Below are 23,685 nucleotides of genomic sequence, written 5' to 3' on the forward strand. Positions count from 1 at the left end.
CGGCAGACGGACGCAAAGGCGGCGTCGTCGCCGGTCACACACTCCTGCGCCATGGCGGTGAGCACACCGTCCGGACCCAGCTCCACAAAGGTGCTGACCCCCTGGGCCTCCAGAGCACGCACACCATCGAGGAAGCGGACGGCCTCACGGACATGCCGCACCCAGAAGTCGGCGGTCGCGATCTCCTCGGCGGAGACGACATCCCCGGTCAGGTTCGACACGATCGGGATACGCGGAGCCCCGTACGACAGCCCCTCCGCAACCTCACGGAACGCCTCCAGCATCCCGTCCATACGCGGCGAATGGAACGCATGACTGACCGCGAGCCGCTTCGTCTTACGCCCCCGCGCCTCAAACGACGCGGCAACCTCAACCACAGCGTCGTCGTCACCCGCGATGACCACAGACGTCGGGCCATTCACAGCGGCCATGCTGACGCGCTCGGTGAGCAGTGGCACCACCTCGTCCTCCGACGCCTGCACCGCCACCATCGCGCCACCGGCCGGAAGCTCCTGCATCAACCGCCCACGAGCCGCCACCAACTTCGCCGCATCCGCAAGGGGCAACACACCCGCCACATGCGCCGCAGCCAGCTCACCAATCGAGTGGCCCGACAGGAAGTCCGCACGCAGACCCCACGCCTCCACCAGCCGGAACAACGCCACCTCAACCGCGAACAGCGCAGGCTGCGTGAACGCCGTCTGAATCAAGACCGCCGCATCATCCCCGAACAGCACCGTCTTCAGCGGCTGCTCAAGATGCTCGTCCAGCGCATCGCACACCGCATCCAGCGCCTCCGCGAACACCGGATAGGCGTCATACAGCTCACGCCCCATCCCCAGCCGCTGGCTCCCCTGACCCGTGAACAGGAACGCCACCCGCCCACCGGCCACCGAACCCTCAACGAGCCCCGCGGCACTGCGGCCCTCCGCCAGCGCCTCCAGACCGGCCAGCAGCCCGGCACGGTCCTCGGCGACGACGGCCGCGCGGTGGTCGAAGGCGGAACGGGTGGTCGCGAGCGAGTAGCCGAGGTCGACGGGGCGCAGTTCGGGATGGGCGTCCACGTGGGCCCGCAGGCGTTCGGCCTGGGCGCGCAGGGCGGCCGCGCTGCGGCCGGAGATCACCGAGGGCAGCACCGGCGGGGTGATGTCAGCGACGGGCTCCGCCTCGACCACCGGAGCCTGCTCGATGATGGTGTGCACATTGGTGCCGCTGATGCCGAACGACGACACACCCGCGCGGCGCGGACGGCCGGTCTCCGGCCACTGCGTCTGCTCGGTCAGCAGCGACACCGCGCCCGCCGACCAGTCGACATGCGGGGACGCCTCGCCCGCGTGCAGGGTCTGCGGCAGCACCCCGTGACGCATGGCGAGGACCATCTTCATCACACCGGCGACACCGGCCGCGGCCTGCGTGTGGCCCATGTTGGACTTGATGGAACCCAGCAGCAGGGGCTGGTCCTCGGACCGGTCGCGGCCGTACGTGGCGAGCAGCGCCTGCGCCTCGATCGGGTCGCCCAGCGTGGTCCCCGTACCGTGCGCCTCCACCGCGTCCACCTCGGCGGCCGACAGACCCGCGCCGGCCAGGGCCGCGCGGATGACGCGCTGCTGCGACGGACCGTTCGGCGCCGTCAGACCATTCGACGCACCGTCCTGGTTGACCGAGCTGCCGCGTACGACCGCCAGCACGGGGTGGCCGTTGCGCCGCGCGTCCGACAGCCGCTCCACGAGCAGCATGCCCGCGCCCTCGGCCCAGCCGGTGCCGTCCGCGTCCGCCGAGAACGCCTTGCAGCGGCCGTCGGCGGACAGGCCGCCCTGGCGGCTGAAGCCGATGAAGGTGGCCGGGGTGGCCATCACCGTGACGCCACCGGCCAGCGCCAGCGAGCACTCCCCCGCCCGCAGGGCCTGCATCGCCCAGTGCAGGGCGACGAGCGACGACGAGCAGGCCGTGTCCACCGTCACCGCCGGGCCCTCCAGCCCGAGGGCGTACGCGACCCGGCCGGAGGCGATGGAGCCGGTGCTGCCGGAGCCGATCGCGCCTTCGCCGCCGCCGTCGGGGGCCTGCTCCACGAGCGTGGCGTAGTCGTGGTACATGACGCCCGCGAAGACACCGGTCTGGCTGCCGCGCAGGGTCGTCGGGTCGATGCCCGCGCGCTCGAACGCCTCCCACGACGTCTCGAGCAGCAGCCGCTGCTGCGGGTCGGTGGCGACGGCCTCGCGCGGCGATATCCCGAAGAAGGTGGGGTCGAAGTCGGCGGCCTCGTGGAGGAAGCCGCCCTCGCGGGTGTACGAGGTGCCCGGGTGCTCGGGGTCCGGGTGGTAGATCGCGTCCAGGTCCCAGCCGCGGTCGACGGGGAAGCCGGAGATCGCGTCCCGGCCGGAGGACAGCAGCTGCCACAGCTCCTCGGGGGTGCGCACTCCGCCCGGGAAGCGGCAGCTCATGGCGACGATGGCGATCGGCTCGTCGTCGACCGCGCCCACGGTTGACGCCGGTACGGCCAACTGGCCGTGTGTGCCCGCGAGTTCCGCCCGAAGGTGCTCGGCGAGAACGAGGGAGGTCGGGTAGTCGAAGACCAGGGTGGCGGGGAGCCGCATGCCGGTGGCCGCGTTCATCCGGTTGCGCAGCTCGACGGCGGTCAGCGAGTCGAAGCCCAGGTCGCGGAACGCGCGATCGGGGTCCACGGAATCGGCGGAGCCGTAGCCCAGGACGGCGGCGACCTGCGTACGGACCAGCCCCAGCAGCAGGTCGAGCTGTTCGGCCTCGCCGAGCCCGGCCAGCCGCTGCGCCAGCGCACCCGATGCGGCCGAGCCCTCCGCCGTACGCCGCCCCGGCACCCGCACCAGCCCACGCATCAACGGCGCCACCACACCCGACGCCGCGGCCTCGGCCCGCACCGCCGCCAAGTCCAGCCGCACCGGCACCAGCAACGCCTCGCCCGCACCAGACGCCGCGTCGAACAGCTCCAACCCCTCGGCGGCCGACAGCGCGGCAACGCCGCCCCGGCTCATCCGGGACACATCGGCATCGTCCAAGGCGCCGGTCATCGCGCTGGATTCCGCCCAGAGGCCCCAGGCGAGGGAGGTACCGGCCAGCCCACGCGCCCTACGGTGCTGCGCCAACGCATCCACATACGCGTTGGCCGCCGCGTAGTTGCCCTGCCCCGCGCCACCGAAGACACCGGAAGCGGACGAGAACAGGACGAACGCCTTCAGATCCAGATCAGCCGTCAGCTCGTGGAGGTTCCAGGCCGCGTCCACCTTCGGGCGCAGTACGGTGGCCAGCCGCTCAGCCGTCAGCGAGCCGATCACACCGTCGTCCAGCACACCCGCCGTGTGCACAACCCCGGTCAGCGGACGCTCGGCCGGAACCGACCCCAGCACCTCGGCCAGCGCATCCCGGTCCGCCACATCGCACGCAACCCAGTGCACCTCGGCACCCAGCTCCGTCAGCTCGGCACCGAGTTCCGAAGCGCCCGGAGCCTCCGCGCCACGACGGCTGACCAGCAGCAACTGCCGTACGCCACGTTCCGCCACCAGATGACGGGCCACCAGCCCGCCCAGCGTGCCACTCGCACCGGTCACCAGCACCGTGCCCTCGGCACCAAAGTCAGCCGTCTGCTCGGCGTCCACCACGGCCCGCGCCAGACGCGGCGCCCGCAGCACACCGTCCCGCACCGCCACCTGCGGTTCACCCGACGCCAGCGCGCCCGACACCGCCGCACGCGAATCAGCCGCACCATCGACGTCGACCAGCACAAACCGGCCCGGGTTCTCCGACTCGGCGGAGCGCACCAGGCCCCACACGGCGGCGTGGGCCAGGTCGGTGACGGGCTCGTCCGTACCGGCGGCCACGGCACCCGAGGTCAGCAGGACCAGCCGGGCGTCCGCGAAGCGGTCGTCGTTCAGCCAGGTCTGGAGGAGGTGGAGGGCCTGGGTGGTGGCGTGATGTGCGGCTTCGGCGGGCGAGGGGCTTTCCCCCACCCCGCCCCTTCCCGAAACAATGGGCTCCGCCCCTTGACCCCGGTCCTCAAACGCCGGACGGGCTGAAGTTGCCGCACCATCGGCGTGCAGGCCGGAACGCCCTTCGGGCGTGTCCTCAATCGCCGGACGGGCTTGATTTGCCAGGGACACCACTACGTACTCCGGGGACTCCGCACCCCCGTCGACCGCAGCCGCGAGCGCGTCCAAGTCCGCGTACGTGTCGAACCGCTGCCCGGACGACGCCAAGTCCAGCGGGTCGGACCCAAGCAGCACACACTTCCCCGCCGCACCCGCGCCCGACACCTCGGCCCAGTCGAGCCGGTGCAGCGACTCCTGGCGCCCGCCCCGCGCGCCGCGGATCTGCTCGACGGCCACCGGCCGCAACACCAGCGAGTCCACCGACAGCACGGCACGACCCGCACCATCGGCCACCGCCAACGCCACCGCGTCCGCGCCCACGGCCGACAGGCGCACCCGCAGCACCGACGCACCGACCGCGTGCAGCGACACACCGGACCACGAGAACGGCAGCCGAGCCCCGTCCTCGCCCTCGATCAGGCCACCCAGACCCACCGCATGCAGCGCCGAATCCAGCAGCGCCGGATGCAGACCGAACGCTCCCGCCTCGGACCGCGCGTCCTCCGCCAACTCCAGCTCGGCGTAGACGTCATCGCCCAGCCGCCACGCGGACTTCAGCCCGCGGAACACCGGGCCGTAGGCGAGCCCGGCGTCGGCCAGTCCCTCGTACAGGCCCTCGACCGCGACCGGTTTCGCGCCCTCCGGGGGCCATACGCCCAGGTCGAAGGAGGCGGAAGACGACGCCCCCGAGCCCAGCACACCCGAGGCGTGCCGCTCCCAGACCTCGTCCACGGCCGCGTCCTCGGGCCGCGAGTACACCGTCAGCGCGCGCCGCCCGGACGCGTCGGGCGCGCCCACCGACAGCTGAAGCTGCACGCCACCCACCTCGGGAAGCACCAACGGCGCCTCCAGGGTCAGCTCCTCCAGCAGATCGCATCCCACCTGGTCACCGGCGCGCACCGCCAGCTCCACGAACGCGGTCCCGGGCAGCAGCACCGAACCGGCCACCGTGTGGTCCGCCAGCCACGGGTGGGTGTCCAGGGCGAGGCGGCCGGTGTAGAGGAAGCCGTCGGTGTCGGCGAGCGCCACCGCGGCGCCCAGCAGGGGGTGGTCTGCGGCGCCGAGCCCGGCGGACGTCACGTCGCCCATCGGGTATCCGGCGTCCAGCCAGTACGTTTCGCGCTGGAAGGCGTACAGCGGAAGGTCGGTGCGGGTCGTGTCCGTCCCGGCGAACACCGCGTTCCAGTCGGGTGAGACGCCGCGTACGTGTGCCTGCGCGAGGGCGGTGGCCAGGCTCCGGACCTCGGGGCGGCCGGTGCGCAGCGCGGAGACAAGGGTGGCGTCGTCACGGGTCAGGCAGTCCTGTGCCATGGCGCTGAGGACGCCGTCCGGGCCCAGTTCCACGAACGTGGTGACGTTACGGTCCTCGAGGGCGCGCACACCGTCGAGGAAGCGCACCGCCTCACGGACGTGGCGCACCCAGAAGTCGGCAGTCGTGATCTCCTCGGCGGACACCACGGCGCCGGTCAGGTTCGACACGATGGGGATCTTCGGGGCCTCGTACGACAGCCCCTGCGCCACCTCGCGGAACGCGTCCAGCATCCCGTCCATACGGGGCGAGTGGAAGGCGTGGCTGACGGTGAGCCGCTTGGTCTTCCGCCCCTGCGCCTCGAAGTCCGCCGCGATTTCCAGCGCCGCGTCCTCGTCGCCCGCGATGACCACGGAGGTCGGCCCGTTCACCGCGGCGATGCTGACGCGCTCGGTGAGGAGCGGGGCCACCTCGTCCTCCGACGCCTGGACGGCGATCATCGCGCCACCGGCCGGAAGCTCCTGCATCAACCGCCCACGCGCCGCCACCAACCGGCAGGCGTCCGCGAGCGAGAACACACCCGCCACATGCGCGGCGGCCAGCTCACCGATCGAGTGCCCGGACAGGAAGTCGGGCCGCAGCCCCCACGCCTCCACCAGCCGGAACAGCGCCACCTCAACCGCGAACAGTGCGGGCTGGGTGAAACCGGTCCGGTCCAGCACCGAGGCGTCCTCGCCGAACAGGACGTCACGCAGCGGCCGCTCAAGGTGCTGATCCAGCTCGGCGCACACCTCGTCCAGGGCACCGGCGAACACCGGGTACGCCTCGTACAGCTCGCGCCCCATCCCGAGGCGCTGGCTGCCCTGCCCCGTGAACAGGAACGCCACCTTGCCGCCCGCGACCTTGCCGTCGAACAGCCCGGTCGCGGGCTCCTCGCGGGTCAGCGCGTCGAGGGCGCGTACCAGGCCGTCGCGGTCGTCGGCGACGATCGCCGCGCGGTGCTCGAAGGCCGCCCGGCCGGTGGCCAGGGAGAACGCGGCGTCGGCGAGCGGGAGTCCGGGGTTTGCGTCGAGGTGGGCGCGGAGGTTCGCGGCCTGGGCGCGCAGCGCGGTCCGGGTCTTGGCCGCGACGGTCCACAGCGGCAGCGCGGTGGCGGGGGCGGCGTCGTCAGCGGCGGGCTGCGACTCCTCAGTGGCCGGGTCGGGCGCCTGCTCCAGGATGGTGTGCGCGTTGGTGCCGCTGATGCCGAACGAGGACACCGCGGCGCGGCGCGGTTGTCCGGTGTCGGGCCAGGCGCGGGTCTCGGTGAGCAGCGAGACGGCGCCGGCGGACCAGTCGACGTTGGAGGTGGGCTGGTCGACGTGCAGGGTCTGCGGGAGGACGCCGTGGCGCATCGCCATGACCATTTTGATGATGCCCGCGACACCGGCGGCGGCCTGCGTGTGGCCGATGTTGGACTTGATGGAGCCCAGCCAGAGCGGCTGCTCTTCGCTGTGGTTGCGCCCGTAGGTGGCGAGCAGCGCCTGCGCCTCGATGGGGTCGCCCAGCGTGGTCCCCGTGCCGTGCGCCTCGACCACGTCGATCTGTCCGGCGGAGAGCCGGGCCCCGGCCAGGGCCTGGCGTATGACGCGCTGCTGGGACGGGCCGTTGGGGGCGGTGAGGCCGCTGCTGGCGCCGTCCTGGTTGATGGCGGAGCCGCGGACGAGGCCGAGCACCTGGTGGCCGTTGGCGCGGGCGTCGGACAGCCGCTCCAGCAGCAGCATGCCCGCGCCCTCGCCCCAGCCGGTGCCGTCGGCGGCCTCCGCGAACGACTTGCAGCGGCCGTCGGTGGCCAGCCCCCGCTGGCGGCTGAACTCGGTGAACGTACCGGGGGTGGCCATGACCGTGACGCCACCGGCAAGCGCCAGCGAGCACTCGCCGCGGCGCAGCGCCTGGGCGGCGAAGTGCAGGGCGACCAGGGAAGAGGAGCAGGCCGTGTCGATGGTGACGGCCGGGCCTTCCAGGCCGAAGGTGTACGCGACGCGGCCGGAGGCGATGGAGCCGGAGCTGCCGTTGCCGAGGAAGCCTTCGACGTCCTCGGGCGCGGAGAACAGCCGGGACGCGTAGTCGTGGTACATGACGCCCGCGAACACGCCGGTCCGGCTGCCCTGGAGCGTCGTCGGGTCGATGCCCGCGCGCTCGAACGCCTCCCACGACGTCTCCAGCAGCAGCCGCTGCTGCGGGTCCATGGCCAGGGCCTCGCGCGGCGAGATCCCGAAGAACGCCGGGTCGAACTCGGCCGCGTCGTGCAGGAAACCGCCCTCGCGGACGTACGGCTCCTGGCCGCTGTCCGGCTCGGGATCGAAGAGGACGTCCGTACCCCAGCCGCGGTCGGTGGGGTACGGCGAGGCCGCGTCACCGCCGCGGGCGACCAGCTCCCACAGCTCCTCGGGCGTCCGCACGCCGCCCGGGTAGCGGCAGCTCATCGCGACGATGGCGATGGGCTCCTGCTCGCGCTCCTCGACCTCGCGCAGCCGACGCCGCGCCTCGCGCAGGTCGGTGGTGGCCCGCTTGAGGTAGTCGAGGTACTTCTCTTCGTTCGCCGTCGCCATTACGCCGTCTCCGCGGTGCTGAGATGAGTCCGAAAGCTCTTGTGGAGCCGGTCAGGAGAGCCCGAGCTCGTCGTCGAGGAGATCGAAGATCTCGTCTGCTGTCGCGGACTGGATTTCACGGTCTTGTGCGGTGCTGTCCGTAGCACTGTGCGTTTCATTCCACTTCGACAGGAGGTCGCGCAGGCGGGTGGTGATGCCGGGGCTCTCGGCGTCGTCGGGGGCGATCGTGGCGAGGATCGCTTCCAGCTTGTCGAGTTCCGCGTGCACGGGCTGGTGTGCGGCCGTGGTGTCCAGGCCGAGTTCCTCGCGCAGATACCCGGCGAGGGCGGTGGGCGTCGGGTAGTCGAAGATCAGCGTGACCGGCAGCCGCAGTCCGGCGGCGGCGCCCAGTCGGTTGCGCAGATCCACGGCGGTGAGCGAGTCGAAGCCCAGGTCGAGGAAGCCACGACCGGCGTCGACGTCGTCGGGTGTGGCGTGTCCGAGGACGGCCGCCACATGGGTCCGTACGAGCTCCAGCAGCTCGCGGTCGCGTTCGGTGTCCGACAGGCCCGCGAGCCGCTCGGTGAGCGAACCGGCACCGGAGTCGGCCGCGGTTCCGGCGGCACCGGTGGCTCCGGTGTCGGCGGAGCGCCGTACGGGGGTACGGACCAGGCCGCGCAGCAGCGGCGGCAGCAGTCCGGCGGCGGCCTGGCCGCGCAGGGCGCCGGTGTCGATGCGGATGGGGACGAACACGGCCTCGGCGAGGGTGCCTGCCACGTCGAACAGGGCCAGGCCCTCGTCCTGCGGCAGCGCCTCGTAGCCACCGCGCGAGATGCGGCTCACGTCGGTGGACTCCAGGCTGCCCGCCATGCCGTCGGCCGCCGCCCACAGGCCCCAGGCCAGCGACGACGCGGGCAGGCCGTGCGTCGCGCGGTGCTGGGCGAGCGCGTCCAGGAAGGTGTTCGCCGCGGCGTAGTTGCCCTGTCCCGAGCTGCCGAAGGCTCCGGCGGCCGAGGAGAAGAGCACGAACGCGGACAGGTCCAGCTCGCGGGTCAGCTCGTGCAGGTTCCACGCGGCGTCCACCTTGGGGCGCAGCACCGCGTCGATCCGCTCGCCGGTCAGCGAGCTGATCACACCGTCGTCCAGAACGCCCGCGGTGTGCACCACGGCGGTGAGCGGGTGCTCGGCCGGGATCGCGGCAAGGACGGCGGCCAGGGCGTCCCGGTCGGCGGTGTCGCAGGCCGCCCAGGTCACCGTGGCGCCCAACGCGCCCAGCTCAGCGGCGAGTTCGGCCGCGCCGGGGGCGTCGCCGCCGCGCCTGCTGAGCAGCAGCAGCTGCCGTACGCCGCGCTCGGCCACCAGGTGGCGGGCGAACAGGCCGCCCAGGGCGCCGCTCGCGCCGCTGAGCAGCACGGTGCCCTGCGGGTCGCCGAATCCGGCCGGTTGCGGGGTGTCCGGCTGGGCCGGGACCCGGGCGAGGCGGTAGGCGTGTGCGGTGCCGGAGCGCAGCGCGAGTTGCGGTTCGTCGGTGGTGAGCACCGTCGGCAGGGCGCGCTGGGAGGCGTCGGTGCCGTCGACGTCCACCAGCACGAACCGGCCCGGGTTCTCCGACTGGGCGGACTTCACCAGGCCCCAGACGGTGGTGTGGGGCAGGTCGGCGATGTCCTCACCGGGGCGTGCCGCGACCGCGCCACGGGTCACGAACACCAGGCGGGTGTCGGCGAACCGCTGGTCGCCCAGCCACGCCTGGACGAGGTCCAGGGCGTCCCGGGCGGCGGCCTTGGCCGCCTCGGGCAGCGACGCCCCGCCCCCGGTGAGGGGGACGAGCACCACGTCGGGCGCGGTGCCGTCTCCGTCGAGCGCGTCGGTGAGGGCGGTCAGGTGCGGGTAATCGTCCAGCCGCTCGCCCGCGGCCGTGAAGGCGGCGTCGGCGCCGAGGGTCACCCAGCGTTCGCCGACCGGGATGCCGGTGGCGGACACGGGGGTCGACAGGGCCGTCCACTCCGGGCGGAACAGCGACTCGTGGTACGCGGCGCGCGAGGCGTTCAGCTGGTCGGCCGACAGCGGGCGCAGCACCAGGCCGTCGATGGTGGCGACGGCGGTGCCGGTGCCGTCCGCGAGGTGGAGCGACACGCCTTCGGCGGCCGGGCGCAGCCGTACGCGCAGCGATGCGGCGCCCCCGGTGTGCAGCCGTACGCCCGTCCACGCGAACGGCAGCCGCGCGCCCTCGCTCTCCGCGCCGTCCGGCGTATCGAGGCCGAGGGTGTGCAGGGCGGCGTCCAGCAGGGCGGGATGCACGCCGTACGTGGCGGCCTCGGGCTCCTGGCCGCGCGGCAGCCGGATGGTCGCGAACAGCTCGTCGCCGCGCCGCCAGGCGTCGTGCAGGCCCTGGAAGACCGGGCCGTAGCCGAGTCCGGCGGCGGCCGCGTGCTCGTAGAACGCCTCGGTTTCGAGGGCGGTCGCGTCGGCGGGCGGCCACACGGTGAGGTCGACGTCCGCCACCTGCTCAGCGGGCGCGCCCGGGGTGAGGAAACCGGTGGCGTGCCGGATCCACGGCTCGTCGGCGGGGACGTCCTCCCGGCGGGAGTGCAGGGTCAGCTGGCGCCGCCCCGTCCCGTCGGCCGCGGCCAGCTCCAGCCGCAGCTGTACGGCGCCCTGTTCGGGCACGATCAGCGGGGCCTGGAGGGTCAGCTCCTCGATCGTGTCGCAGCCCGCCTCCTCACCGGCCCGCAGGGCGAGTTCGACGAAGGCGGTGCCGGGCAGCAGGACGGTGTCCATGACGGCGTGGTCGGCCAGCCAGGGGTGCGTCAGCAGCGACAGCCGTCCGGTGAACACGAAGCCGCCGGTGTCGGGCAGTTCCACCGCCGCGCCCAGCAGCGGGTGACCCGCCGTGCCGAGGCCCGCGAAGGCCACGTCCTCGGCGGAGATGCCCACGTCGAGCCAGTAGCGCTGACGCTGGAAGGGGTACGTCGGCAGCTCGACGCGGCGGGCGCCGCGCCCGGCGTAGACGGACGCCCAGTCCAGGGCCACGCCCCGCACATGGAGCTGCGCGAGGGCGGTGGCCAGCGCCTGGGCCTCGGGGCGGCCGTTGCGCAGGGCGGGGACGAACGCCGCCCGGTCGCCGTCGTTCTCTGATTCGGCTTCCGTCTCGGCGAGGCAGTTCTCGCCCATCGCGGAGAGCACCCCGTCGGGGCCGAGTTCCACGAAGGTGGTCACCCCGTTGTCGCGCAGGGTGCGCACACCGTCGACGAAGCGGACGGACTCGCGGACATGGCGGACCCAGAAGTCCGGCATGCGGATCTCGTCGGCCGTGGTCACGGTGCCGGTGAGGCAGGAGACCAGCGGGATCGTCGGGGCGTTGAACGTCAGGCCCTCCGCGACCTTGCGGAAGTCCGCGAGCATGGCGTCCATGCGCGGCGAGTGGAAGGCGTGGCTGACGGTGAGGCGCTTGGTCTTACGACCCTGCACCTCGAAGGACGCCGCGATCTCCAGAGCGGCGTCCTCGTCACCCGCGATGACCACCGACGTGGGGCCGTTGAGGGCGGCGATGCTGACGCGCTCGGTGAGCAGTGGCGCCACCTCGTCCTCCGACGCCTGCACCGCGACCATCGCGCCACCGGCGGGGAGTTCCTGCATCAGACGGCCACGCGCCGCGACCAGCTTCGCCGCGTCCGCGAGGGAGAGCACACCCGCCACGTGCGCGGCAGCCAGCTCGCCAATGGAGTGCCCGGAGAGGAAGTCCGCACGCAGCCCCCACGCCTCGACCAGCCGGAACAGCGCCACCTCGACCGCGAACAGCGCGGGCTGGGTGAAGCCGGTCCGGTCCAGCACCGAGGCATCGTCCCCGAACACCACCGTCTTCAGCGGCCGTTCGAGGTGCGGGTCCAGCGCGTCGCACACCTCGTCAAGCGCCTCCGCGAACACCGGGAACGTCGCGTACAGCTCGCGGCCCATGCCGAGCCGCTGGCTGCCCTGCCCCGTGAACAGGAACGCCACCTTGCCACCGTCGGCGGCGACCCCGCGCAGCTCTGCCGCCGGGTGCTCGCCGCGCGCCAGCGCGTCCAGCGCGCCCAGCACCTCGTCCTGGCCGTCGGCGACCAGGGCGACGCGGTGTTCGAGCGCGGCGCGGGTCGTCGCAAGGGAGAACCCGAGGTCGGTGAGATCAGTGCCGGTGGCGATCCGCGAGCGCAGCCGCCGCGCCTGGGCGCGCAGGGCGTCCTCGTCGCGTGCCGAGAGCAGCACGGGGACGTACGGCAGGGCCGTGGTGTCCGCCGGGGCCTCGTCGGCCTCGGAGGCGGGCGGCTGCTCGATGATGGCGTGCGCGTTGGTGCCGCTGATGCCGAACGACGACACCGCGGCGCGGCGCGGGCGGCCGGTCTCCGGCCACGGCTGCTGTTCGGTGAGCAGCGAGACCGCGCCCGCCTCCCAGTCGACGTGCGGCGACGGCTCGTCCACATGCAGGGTGCGCGGCAGCACACCGTGGCGCATCGACAGCACCATCTTGATGACACCGGCGACACCGGAGGCGGCCTGGGTGTGGCCCAGGTTGGACTTGACGGAGCCGAGCCACAGCGGCTGCTCCGCGTCCCGCTCCCGGCCGTACGTGGCGAGCAGCGCCTGCGCCTCGATCGGGTCGCCCAGCGTCGTCCCCGTGCCGTGCGCCTCGACCACGTCGACCTCGCCGGTGGCCAGGCGGGCGTTGGCGAGGGCCTGCCGGATGACGCGCTGCTGCGACGGGCCGTTCGGCGCCGTCAGACCGTTCGACGCACCGTCCTGGTTGACGGCGCTGCCGCGCACGACGGCCAGCACCTCGTGGCCGTTCTTCCGAGCGTCGGACAGCCGCTCCAGCAGCAGCATGCCCGCGCCCTCGCCCCAGCCGGTGCCGTCGGCGGCCGACGCGAACGACTTGCAGCGGCCGTCGCGGGCCAGCCCGCGCTGGCGGCTGAAGTCGATGAACGTACCCGGGGTGAACATCACCGTGACACCACCGGCCAGCGCCAGCGAGCATTCGCCGTTGCGCAGTGCCTGTGCGGCCAGGTGCAGCGCCACCAGCGACGACGAGCAGGCCGTGTCGACCGTGACGGCCGGGCCCTCCAGGCCGAAGGTGTACGCGACGCGGCCGGACACCACGCTGCTGGAGCTGCCGGTGCCGAGGTAGCCCTCGACCCCGTCCGGCACGGAGTGCAGCCGGGATCCGTAGTCGTGGTACATGACGCCCGCGAACACACCGGTCTTGCTGCCGCGTACGGACGACGGGTCGATGCCCGCGCGCTCGAACGCCTCCCAGGTGGTCTCCAGCAGCAGCCGCTGCTGCGGGTCCATGGCGAGCGCCTCGCGCGGCGAGATCCCGAAGAACGCCGGGTCGAACTCGGCGGCGTCGTGCAGGAATCCGCCGTCGCGGGCGTACGAGGTGCCCGGGGTCTCCGGGTCCGGGTCGTACAGGGCGTCGAGGTCCCAGCCGCGGTTGTCCGGGAAGCGCGTGATGCCGTCCTCGCCCGCGGCGAGCATCTGCCACAGCTCCTCGGGGGTGGTGACCCCGCCGGGGTAGCGGCAGCTCATCGCCACGATGGCGATCGGGTCGTCGTCGGTGGCGGCGGTGACCGGCACCGGCGTGTGTATCGCCGTCTGCTGCTCCTCGCCCACCAGCTCGGTCCGCAGATGGCGGGCCAGCACCTGCGGGTCCGGGTAGTCGAAGATGAGGGTGGCGGGCAGCCGCAGCCCGGTGACGGAATTGAGCTGATTACGCAGCTCGACCGCCGTCAGCGAGTCGAAGCCCAGATCCTTGAACGCCCGCCCGGAGCCAATGGTGTCCGCGCCCGCGTAGCCCAGTACGGTCGCCACCTGCGCGCGGACCAGGTCCAACAGCAGCCGCTCCTGCTCCGCCACGCTCAGCCCGGCCAGCCGCCCGGCAAGACCGGCGTCGCCACCGGCCGCGACCGCGTCCACCGCGCGCCGCGCGGGGATGCGCACCAGGCCGCGGAAGAGGGGCGAGATGGCGGGCTGGTTGCGCAGCGCCGCGAGGTCCACCCGCATCGGCACCAGCGACGCCGCGTTCACGGTCAGCGCGGTGTCGAGCAGCGCGAGGCCGTCCGCCACCGGCAGCGGCGGAAGTCCGGCCCGCCGCATGCGGTTGATGTCGGCCTCGTCCAGGGTGTCGCCCATACCGGCACCGGCCCACAGGCCCCAGGCCAGCGAGGTGGCGGGCAGAAGGTGTGCGGCGCGGTGCTGGGCGAGTGCGTCGAGGAAGGCGTTGGATGCGGCGTAGTTGCCCTGTCCCGGGCCGCCGAACACGCCGGAGGAGGACGAGAACAGGACAAAGGCCGCGAGGTCGAGGTCCGCCGTCAGCTGGTGCAGATTCCACGCCGCGTCCACCTTCGGGCGCATGACGTGGTCGATGCGCTCGGGCGTCAGCGACCCGATCACGCCGTCGTCCAGCACACCGGCCGTGTGGACCACGGCCGTCAGCGGATGCTCGGCGGGGACGGTGGCGAGCGTCGCTGCGAGCGCGTCCCGGTCCGCCACATCACACGCGGCCCAGCGCACCTGAGCGCCCAGCTCGGCCAGCTCTGCGGTCAGTTCGGCCGCACCCGGCGCCTGCTCGCCGCGGCGGCTCACCAGCAGCAGCTGCCGTACGTCACGCTCCGCCACCAGATGGCGCGCCACCAGCCCGCCCAGCGAACCGGACGCACCGGTCACCAGCACCGTGCCCTCGGGGTCCAGGCCACGGGCGTCGTCCGCCCCCGGCTCGCCCGACTCCATGGGCACCCGCGACAGCCGTGGCGTCGACACCACACCCGCGCGGATCGCAAGCTGCGGCTCGCCCGACGCCACGGCGGCGGGCAGCGCCTGCGCCGACTCGTCACGGTCGTCCACATCCACCAGGACGAAACGGCCCGGGTTCTCGGACTGCGCCGAGCGCAGCAGACCCCAGACGGCCGCACCGGCCGGGTCCGCCACCGGCTCACCGGCGTCGGCGGCCACCGCGCCACGGGTCACGACCACCAGCGGGGCGTCCCCGAACCGCTCCTCGCCCAGCCACTGCTGGACGGTGGCCAGCGCCTCGGCGGCGGCCCGGTGCGCGCCCGCGGCAACGTCGCCACCATCCGTGGACGGCGCCACGACGACGTACTCGGGCGACGGAACCGTGCCCGAGGCGACGGCCTCGGCCAGCGCCGCGAGGTCCGCGTACGCCGTGCCGCCGAGCCCCGGCGTGTCCGTGCCCAGGACGGCCCACCGGCCCTCGACCGGGGCGTCCGTCAAGGCCACGGGCCCGGACGCCGTCCACTCCAGGCGGAACAGCGACTCGCGGTACGCCGTACGCGCGCTCCGGAGCTGCTCGGCCGACACCGGGCGCAGCCCCAGCGTCTCGACGGCCCCGACCGGCGCGCCGGTGGTGTCGGCGATCTCCAGCCGCACGCCGTCGTTGCCCGCGGGCACCAGGTGGACGCGCAGCGCCGACGCGCCGCTCGCGTACAGCGACACCCCGGTCCAGGCGAACGGCAGCCGCCCCTCGCCGCCCGTGTTGCCCAGGCCGTCGAGCCCGATGGCGTGCAGGGCGGAGTCCAGCAGCGCCGGATGCAGACCGAACGCGGCGGCATCCTCCGCCACGTCCTCGGGCAGCGCCACCTCGGCGAACACCTCGCCGTTGCGCTGCCACGCCCTGCGTAGGCCCCGGAACTCCGGGCCGTACGCGAAACCGATGTCCAGCAGGCCGTCGTAGCGGCCTTCGAGGTCGATCTCGGTGGCGTCGGCGGGCGGCCAGGCGCCCAGCTCGAACATCGCCTCCGGACGACCACCCGACGCCAGGACACCGGTCGCGTGCCGGGTCCACGGCTCCTCGGCGGGCAGGCTCTCCAGGCGCGAGTGCAGCGTCAGTGGGCGGCGGCCCAACTCGTCGGCCGCGCCCACCGAGAGCCGTAGCTGCACACCGCCCTGCTCGGGCAGGACCAGCGGCGCTTCGAGGGTCAGTTCTTCGAGGTAGTCGCAGCCGACCTGGTCACCGGCGCGGATCGCCAGCTCCACGAACGCGGTGCCCGGCAGCAGCACGCTGTCCAGGATCGTGTGACCCGCGAGCCAGGGGTGGGTGGACAGGGCAAGTCGGCCGGTGAACAGCGTCCCGTCCGAGTCCGGCAGTTCGGCGCTCGCGCCGAGCAGCGGGTGTTCGGCCTCGCCCAGGCCCACCGCGGCCACATCGCCGAGGAACAGCGGCGACACCTTCGGCCAGTAGCGCTGCCGCTGGAAGGCGTACGTGGGCAACTCGACCTGCGCGGCGCCCGTACCGGCGTAGAACGCAGCCCAGTCCACCGCCACGCCACGGACGTGCGCCCGCGCGACGGCCGACAGCAGCGTCCCGGCCTCGGGGCGGTCCTTGCGGCAGACGGAGGCGAAGGCCGCCTCCTCGCCAGACACGCACTCCTGGGCCATGGCGGTGAGCACACCGTCGGGGCCCAGTTCGACGTAGGTGGTGACGCCCTGGGCTTCGAGGGTGCGCACGCCGTCCAGGAAGCGGACCGCCTCGCGGACATGGCGCACCCAGAAGTCGGCGGTCGCGATCTCCTCGGCGGACACCACGGCACCGGTCAGGTTGGAGACGATCGGGATGCGCGGAGCCTCGTACGACAGCCCCTCCGCAACCTCACGGAACGCCTCCAGCATCCCGTCCATACGCGGCGAATGGAACGCGTGGCTGACCGTGAGCCGCTTGGTCTTACGACCCTGCGCCTCGAAGTCCGCCGCAATCTCGGCAGCCGCGTCCTCGTCACCCGCGATGACCACCGACGTCGGCCCGTTGAGGGCGGCGATGCTGACGCGCTCGGTCAGGAGCGGCGCCACCTCGTCCTCCGAAGCCTGAATGGCGATCATCGCGCCACCGGCCGGAAGCTCCTGCATCAGGCGACCACGCGCCGCCACCAACGCGGCGGCGTCCTCCAGCGACAGCACACCCGCCACATGCGCGGCAGCCAACTCACCGATGGAGTGGCCGGACAGGAAGTCCGCCTTCACACCCCACGCCTCGACCAGCCGGAACAGCGCCACCTCGACCGCGAACAGCGCGGGCTGGGTGAAGCCGGTCTGGTCCAGCGCCGCAGCGTCGTCCCCGAACAGGACGTCACGCAGCGGCCGTTCCAGATGCACGTCCAAGTGGGCACACACCTCGTCCAACGCGTCCGCGAACACCGGGTACGCCTCGTACAGCTCGCGGCCCATGCCCAGCCGCTGGCTGCCCTGGCCCGTGAACAGGAACGCCACCTTGCCACCGGCCACCGAGCCCTCGACCAGGCCCGGGGCGGACTCGCCCGCTGCCAGCGCGTCCAGAGCGGTCAGCAGCCCGGCGCGGTCGTCGGCGACCAGCGCGGCCCGCTCCTCGAAGGCCGTACGGCGCGTGGCGAGCGTGAACGCCACGTCGCCGTCGTCCAGCTCGGGGCGGGAGTCGAGGTGTGCGCGCAGCTGGGCGGCCTGGTCGCGCAGCGCTTCGGGGGTCTTGGCCGACAGCACCCAGGCGGCGGGGCCGCCGGTCCGGGAGACCGTCTCGGCTTCCTCATCAAGGGCCGGGGCCTGCTCGATGATGGTGTGCGCGTTGGTGCCGCTGATGCCGAACGAGGACACCGCGGCCCGGCGCGGACGGCCGGTCTCCGGCCACTCCCGCGCCTCCGTCAGCAGCGCGACCGCGCCCGCCGACCAGTCGACCTCGGGTGTCGGCTCGTCGACGTTGAGGGTCTGCGGCAGCACGCCGTGTTGCAACGCCAGCACCATCTTCATCACGCCCGCCACACCGGCCGCGGCCTGCGTGTGACCGAAGTTGGACTTGATGGAGCCCAGCAGCAGGGGCCGGTCCGCGTCGCGGTCCTGGCCGTACGTGGCAAGCAGCGCCTGCGCCTCGATCGGGTCGCCCAGCCGGGTGCCCGTCCCGTGCGCCTCGACCGCGTCCACCTCGGCGGCGGACAGACCCGCACCGGCCAGCGCCTGCCGGATGACACGCTGCTGCGAGGGGCCGTTCGGCGCCGTCAGACCATTGGACGCACCGTCCTGGTTGATGGCCGAGCCGCGCACGACGGCGAGCACCGGGTGGCCGTTGCGCCGGGCCTCGGACAGCCGCTCCACGAGCAGCATGCCCACGCCCTCGCCCCAGCCGGTGCCATCGGCCCCGGCCGCGAACGCCTTGATACGGCCATCGGCCGCAAGCCCCCGCTGACGGCTGAAGTCCACGAACGAACCCGGCGTCGACATCACCGTCACACCACCGGCCAGCGCCAACGAGCACTCACCCGCCCGCAACGCCTGAATCGCCCAGTGCAACGCCACCAGCGACGACGAGCACGCCGTGTCGACCGTCACCGCCGGGCCCTCAAGGCCCAGCGCGTACGACACCCGGCCGGACATCACACTGGCCGCGTTGCCCGTGCCCATGAAGCCTTCCGACCCATCGGGGGCGGCGAGGATCACGGGCAGGTAGTCCTGGCCGTTCGTACCGGCGAACACGCCGACCTGCTGACCGCGCAGCGTCGTCGGGTCGATGCCCGCCCGCTCGAACGCCTCCCACGACGTCTCCAGCAGCAACCGCTGCTGCGGGTCCATGGCCAGGGCCTCGCGCGGCGAGATCCCGAAGAAGACGGGGTCGAACTCGGCGGCGTCCGCGAGGAATCCACCCTCGCGCACATAGCTGGTGTGCTCGGCTGCGGACTCCGGGTCGTACAGCGACTCGACGTCCCAGCCGCGGTCGGCCGGGAAGTCCGTCACCGCGTCCTGCCCGGAGGACAGCAGCCGCCACAGCTCCTCGGGGGTGCGGACACCGCCCGGGAAGCGGCAGCTCATGCCGACGATCGCGATCGGGTCGTCGTCGACGGCCACGCCCACGGACGACGCGCCGGTGACGGCCGGGCGCGAGCCGATGAGTTCGGCCTGGAGGTGGTCGGCGAGGGCGATCGGCGTCGGGTAGTCGAAGATGATGGTGGCGGGCAGCCGCAGCCCGGTGAGCGTGCCGAGCAGGTTGCGGATCTCGACCGCGGTGAGCGAGTCGAAGCCGAGGTCGCGGAAGGCGCGGCTGGGCTCCACGGAGTCCGGCCCGGGGTAGCCGAGGACAACGGCCACCTGGGTGCGGACGAAGTCCAGGGCGAGCTGGTCGCGTTCCTCGTCGGTCGCGGCACCGGCCAGCTCCCGCGCCAGCGACGACGGGTCGCCGGGCGTGGCGCCGGGGGCGGCCGCACCGGCGGCGCGGGCCGCGTCGAGGGCGCGCCGGGCGTCGGGGAGGTCGGCGATCAGCGGGTTGGGGCGGTTGGCGGTGAGGCCGGGCGCGAAGCGGTCCCAGTCGATGTCCACGACGAGGGAGAACGTCTCGCCCAGGTCGAGCGCGGCGCCCAGGGCGGTGGTCGCGGCTTCCGGGTCGAGGGCGGGCAGCCCGGACTGCCGGAGCCGTTCGGCGACGAGTTCGTCGGTGGCCATGCCGCCGTCGGCCCAGGCGCCCCAGGCGATGGAGGTGGCGGGCAGGCCCTCGGCGCGGCGCTGTTCGGCGAGCGCGTCGAGGTAGGCGTTGGCGGCCACGTAGTTGGCCTGGCCGGCGGCGCCGAAGGTGGCGGCCATGGAGGAGAACAGCACGAAGGCGGACAGGTCGTGTCCGCGGGTCAGCTCGTCCAGGTGGCGTGCGGCGTCGGCCTTGGCGCGCAGCACGTCGGCCAGCCGCTGCGGGGTCTGGGCGTCGAGCACGCCGTCGTCCAGCACACCGGCGGCGTGGACGACGGTGGTCAGCGGGTGTTCCGCCGGTACGGTCGCGAGGAGCGCGGCGAGGGCGTCGCGGTCGGCGACGTCGCAGGCGGCGATGGTGACCTCGGCGCCCTGGGCGGTGAGTTCGTTGGCCAGCTCGTTCGCGCCGGGGGCGTCGGGGCCGCGGCGCCCGGCGAGCAGCACGTGGTCGGTGCCGTGGGCGACCAGCCAGCGGGCGACGTGGGCGCCGAGGGCGCCGGTGCCGCCGGTGATCAGTGCGGTGCCGTGGGTGGACCAGCCGTCGCCGGTGGTCTCGTGGTGCGGTGCGCGGGCCAGCCTGCGGGCGTGGACGCCCTGGGGGCGGATCGCGAGGTGGTCCTCGTCGCGGAGTGCGTCGGGTCCGGCGAGGATGTCGGCGAGCCGGGCGAGGGCGCGGTCGTCGGCGGTCTCGGGGAGGTCGATCGAACCGGCCCAGCGGTCGGGCTGTTCGAGGGCGACGGTGCGGCCGAGGCCCCAGACCTGGGCCTGGGCGGCGCTGGTGAGCCGGTCGGAGCGGCTGACGGAGACGGCGCCGCGGGTGGCGGACCACACCGGGGCGTCGGTACCGGCGTCGCCGAGGGCCTGGACGAGGGCGAGGGTGCCCGCGAGTCCGGCGGTGAGCGCGGGGTGCGCGGTGTGGGGGCGCTCGTCGAGGCCGAGGAGGGACAGCACGCCGTCGATACGCGCCGCCTCGCCCGGCTCCAGGGCGGCGCGGAGGTGTTCGGCGACCGTGGCGCGGTCGTCGGTGGTGCCGTCGACGGTGATCTGGTGGACGCGTATGCCGCGTTCGGCCAGGACCCGCAGCGGCCCGGCGATCCAGGGGTGGCCGTCGTGTCCGGCGGGGGTGGCGACGAGCCAGGTGCCGGTGAGGGGCGGGGCCTGGAACGACGGCAGCGGCTTCCAGGTGGTGCGGTAGCGCGAGCCGTTGACGGTGGTGTCGACGTGGTTGCGGTGGCGCCACGCGGACAGCGCGGGCAGCACCTCGCTGAGCGGCTGGTCGCCGTCGAGCCCGAGGGTGTCGACCAGGGCGGCCAGGTCCTCGCTGTGGACGACCTCCCAGAACCGGGCGTCGGCGACGGCCGGTGCGCTGGTCCCGGCTGCGGACTCCTCCCCGTACGAGAAGGGGTTGGCGGGCCAGTAGCGCTGCCGCTGGAAGGCGTAGGTGGGCAGGTCGACGCGGCGGGCGCCGGTGCCCGCGTAGTACGCGTTCCAGTCGACCGGGACGCCGCGGACGTGGGCGTGGGCGAGCGCCTGGTGGACGGTGCGGGATTCGGGGCGGCCGGGGCGCAGGGCGGGCAGGAACGCGAACGTCCTGGTCTTCGCCTCGGTCACGCACTCCTGCGCCATGGCCGAGAGGATCCCGTCGGGGCCCAGTTCGACGAAGGTGGTCACGCCGAGGTCCTCGAGGCGGCGCACGCCGTCGAGGAAGCGGACGGCCTCGCGGACGTGGCGGACCCAGAACTCGGGCGTGGTGATCTCGTCGGCGCTCACCAGGTCGCCGGTGAGGTTGGAGACGATGGGGATCTGCGGGGCCTCGTAGGTGAGGCGCTGGGCGACCTGGCGGAAGTTGTCCAGCATCGCGTCCATGTGCGGGGAGTGGAACGCGTGGCTGACGGTGAGCCGCTTGGTCTTGCGACCCTGTGCCTCAAAGCTCGCCGCGATCTCCAGAGCCGCGTCCTCGTCGCCCGCGACCACGACCGACGTCGGGCCGTTGAGGGCGGCGATCGAGACGCGCTCGCTCAGCAGCGGCGCCACCTCGTCCTCGGACGCCTGCACGGCGATCATCGCGCCGCCGCCGGGGAGTTGCTGCATGAGCTGGCTGCGCGCGGCGACCAGGGCGGACGCGTGGGTGAGGGACAGCACCCCGGCCACGTGGGCGGCGGCGATCTCGCCGATGGAGTGGCCGCAGAGGAAGTCGGGCAGCAGGCCCCACGACTCGACGAGGCGGAACAGCGCCACCTCGACGGCAAACAGGGCGGGCTGGGTGTAGCCGGTCCGGTCGAGCGCCGCGGCGTCGTCGCCGAACAGCACGTCCTTCAGCGGCCGGTCGAGGAACCGGTCGAGCTGGGCGCAGACCGCGTCCAGCGCCTCGGCGAACACCGGGTGGTTCTCGTACAGTTCGCGGCCCATGCCGAGCCGCTGGCTGCCCTGGCCGGTGAAGAGGAACGCGATGTTGCCCTCGACGGCCAGGCCCTCGGTGACCTCGGGGTGGTGGCGGCCCTCGGCGAGCGCCGCGAGGCCCGCGAGCAGTTCGTCCCGGTCGGCCGCGGCGACCACGGCGCGGCGGTCGAGCGCGGCGCGGGTGACGGCCTGCGAGTAGCCGATGTCGGCGGGGCGGTGGCCGGGGTTCGCGGTGAGGTGCGCGTGCAGCTGGGCGGCCTGGGCGCGCAGCGCGTCCTGGCTCTTGCCGGACAGCGCGACCGGCGTCAGGACCGGCGTGGCCTGCGGCGTTTCCGGCTTCACGACATCGGCCGGGGCGGGAGCCGCGGAGGTGGCCGGGGCGGGGGCCTCCTCCAGGATGGTGTGCACGTTGGTGCCGCTCATGCCGAACGACGACACCCCCGCGCGGCGCGGCTCGGCGCCCTCCGGGTCGTGCGCCCACTCGCGGGTGGCGGTGAGCAGTTCGACGTCCCCGGCGGTCCAGTCGACGTGCGGGGTGGGCTCGGTGAGGTGGAGGGTCTTGGGCAGCGCCCCGTGGCGCATGGCCATGACCATCTTGATGACGCCGCCGACACCGGCGCCCGCCTGCGCGTGGCCGATGTTGGACTTGATGGAGCCGATCAGCAGCGGCTTGCCCGCGGGCCGGTCCTGGCCGTACGTGGCGAGCAGCGCCTGTGCCTCGATCGGGTCGCCCAGGGCGGTGCCGGTGCCGTGTGCCTCGACGGCGTCGACCTGGTCCGGGGAGAGCCGGGCGTTGGCGAGCGCCTGGAGGATGACGCGCTGCTGCGAGGGGCCGTTGGGGGAGGTGAGGCCGTTGCTCGCGCCGTCCTGGTTGACGGCGGAGCCGCGGACCACGGCGAGCACCGGGTGGCCCTTGCGCTGGGCGTCCGACAGCCGCTCGACCAGCAGGATGCCGACGCCCTCACCGAGGCAGAAGCCGTCGGCCTCCGGGGCGAAGGGCTTGGAGCGGCCGTCGAGGGCCAGCCCGCGCATCTTGCTGTAGTCGACGAAGACACCGGGCGCGCACATCAGGGTCGCGCCGCCGGCCAGGGCGAGCGAGCATTCGCCCTGGCGCAGCGCCTGGACGGCGAGGTGGAGCGCCACCAGGGACGACGAGCAGGCGGTGTCGACGGTGACCGCCGGGCCCTCGAAGCCGAAGGTGTACGAGAGGCGGCCGGAGGCGACGCTCGCGGCGTTGCCGGTGCCGAAGTAGCCCTCGAAGTTTTCGTTGGAGCTGAGGATCGCCCCGAGATAGTCGTGGTTGCTGGTGCCGACGAATACGCCGACCTGCTTGCCGCGCGCCGAAAGCGGGTCGATTCCGGCCCGCTCGAAGGCTTCCCAGGAGGTTTCCAGCAGCAGCCGCTGCTGGGGGTCCATGCCGAGCGCTTCACGGGGGCTGATGCCGAACAGCGACGGGTCGAAGTCGGCGATTCCGTCGACGAATCCGCCCTCGTGCACATAACTGGTGCCGGGGTGGTCCGGGTCCGGGTGGTACATCCTGTCGACATTCCACCCGCGGTCGACCGGGAAGTCGCTGACCGCGTCGACGCCTTCGCTGACGATGCGCCACAGGTCCTCGGGCGACCGGACGCCTCCGGGATAACGGCAGCCGATCCCCACGATGGCGATGGGGTCGTGGTTCTTCGCCTCGGCCTCTTGCAGGCGGAGGCGAGTCTGATGCAGATCCGCCGTTACCAGCTTGAGGTAGTCCCGCAGCGTCTCTTCATTCGCCATTTACGCAATCCATTTACGGCAGACGGCATCGGAAATGCTCCACAGATCCTCAACAGGGGAGCCGGTAACCAACAACCAATTAGTCGACTTCTCCACGAGAGGCTATGCGCGGGTTAAC

The 23,685-nt window shown here is 73.3% G+C and carries 2 protein-coding genes; both read right to left on the reverse strand.

The features are described from left to right. Positions 1-7,958, reverse strand: a 7,958-nt coding sequence (locus EEJ42_RS10850) for a type I polyketide synthase (RefSeq protein ID WP_123099744.1), incomplete at its 3' end; no start/stop codon positions are given. Positions 7,959-8,009: 51 nt separating this feature from the next. Beyond that, positions 8,010-23,549, reverse strand: a complete 15,540-nt coding sequence (locus tag EEJ42_RS10855) for a type I polyketide synthase (protein WP_425472874.1) — start codon at positions 23,547-23,549, stop codon at positions 8,010-8,012. Positions 23,550-23,685: the final 136 nt, after the last annotated feature.

This window comes from Streptomyces botrytidirepellens (genome assembly GCF_003721215.1).
Taxonomy (GTDB): Bacteria; Actinomycetota; Actinomycetes; order Streptomycetales; family Streptomycetaceae; genus Streptomyces; species Streptomyces himastatinicus.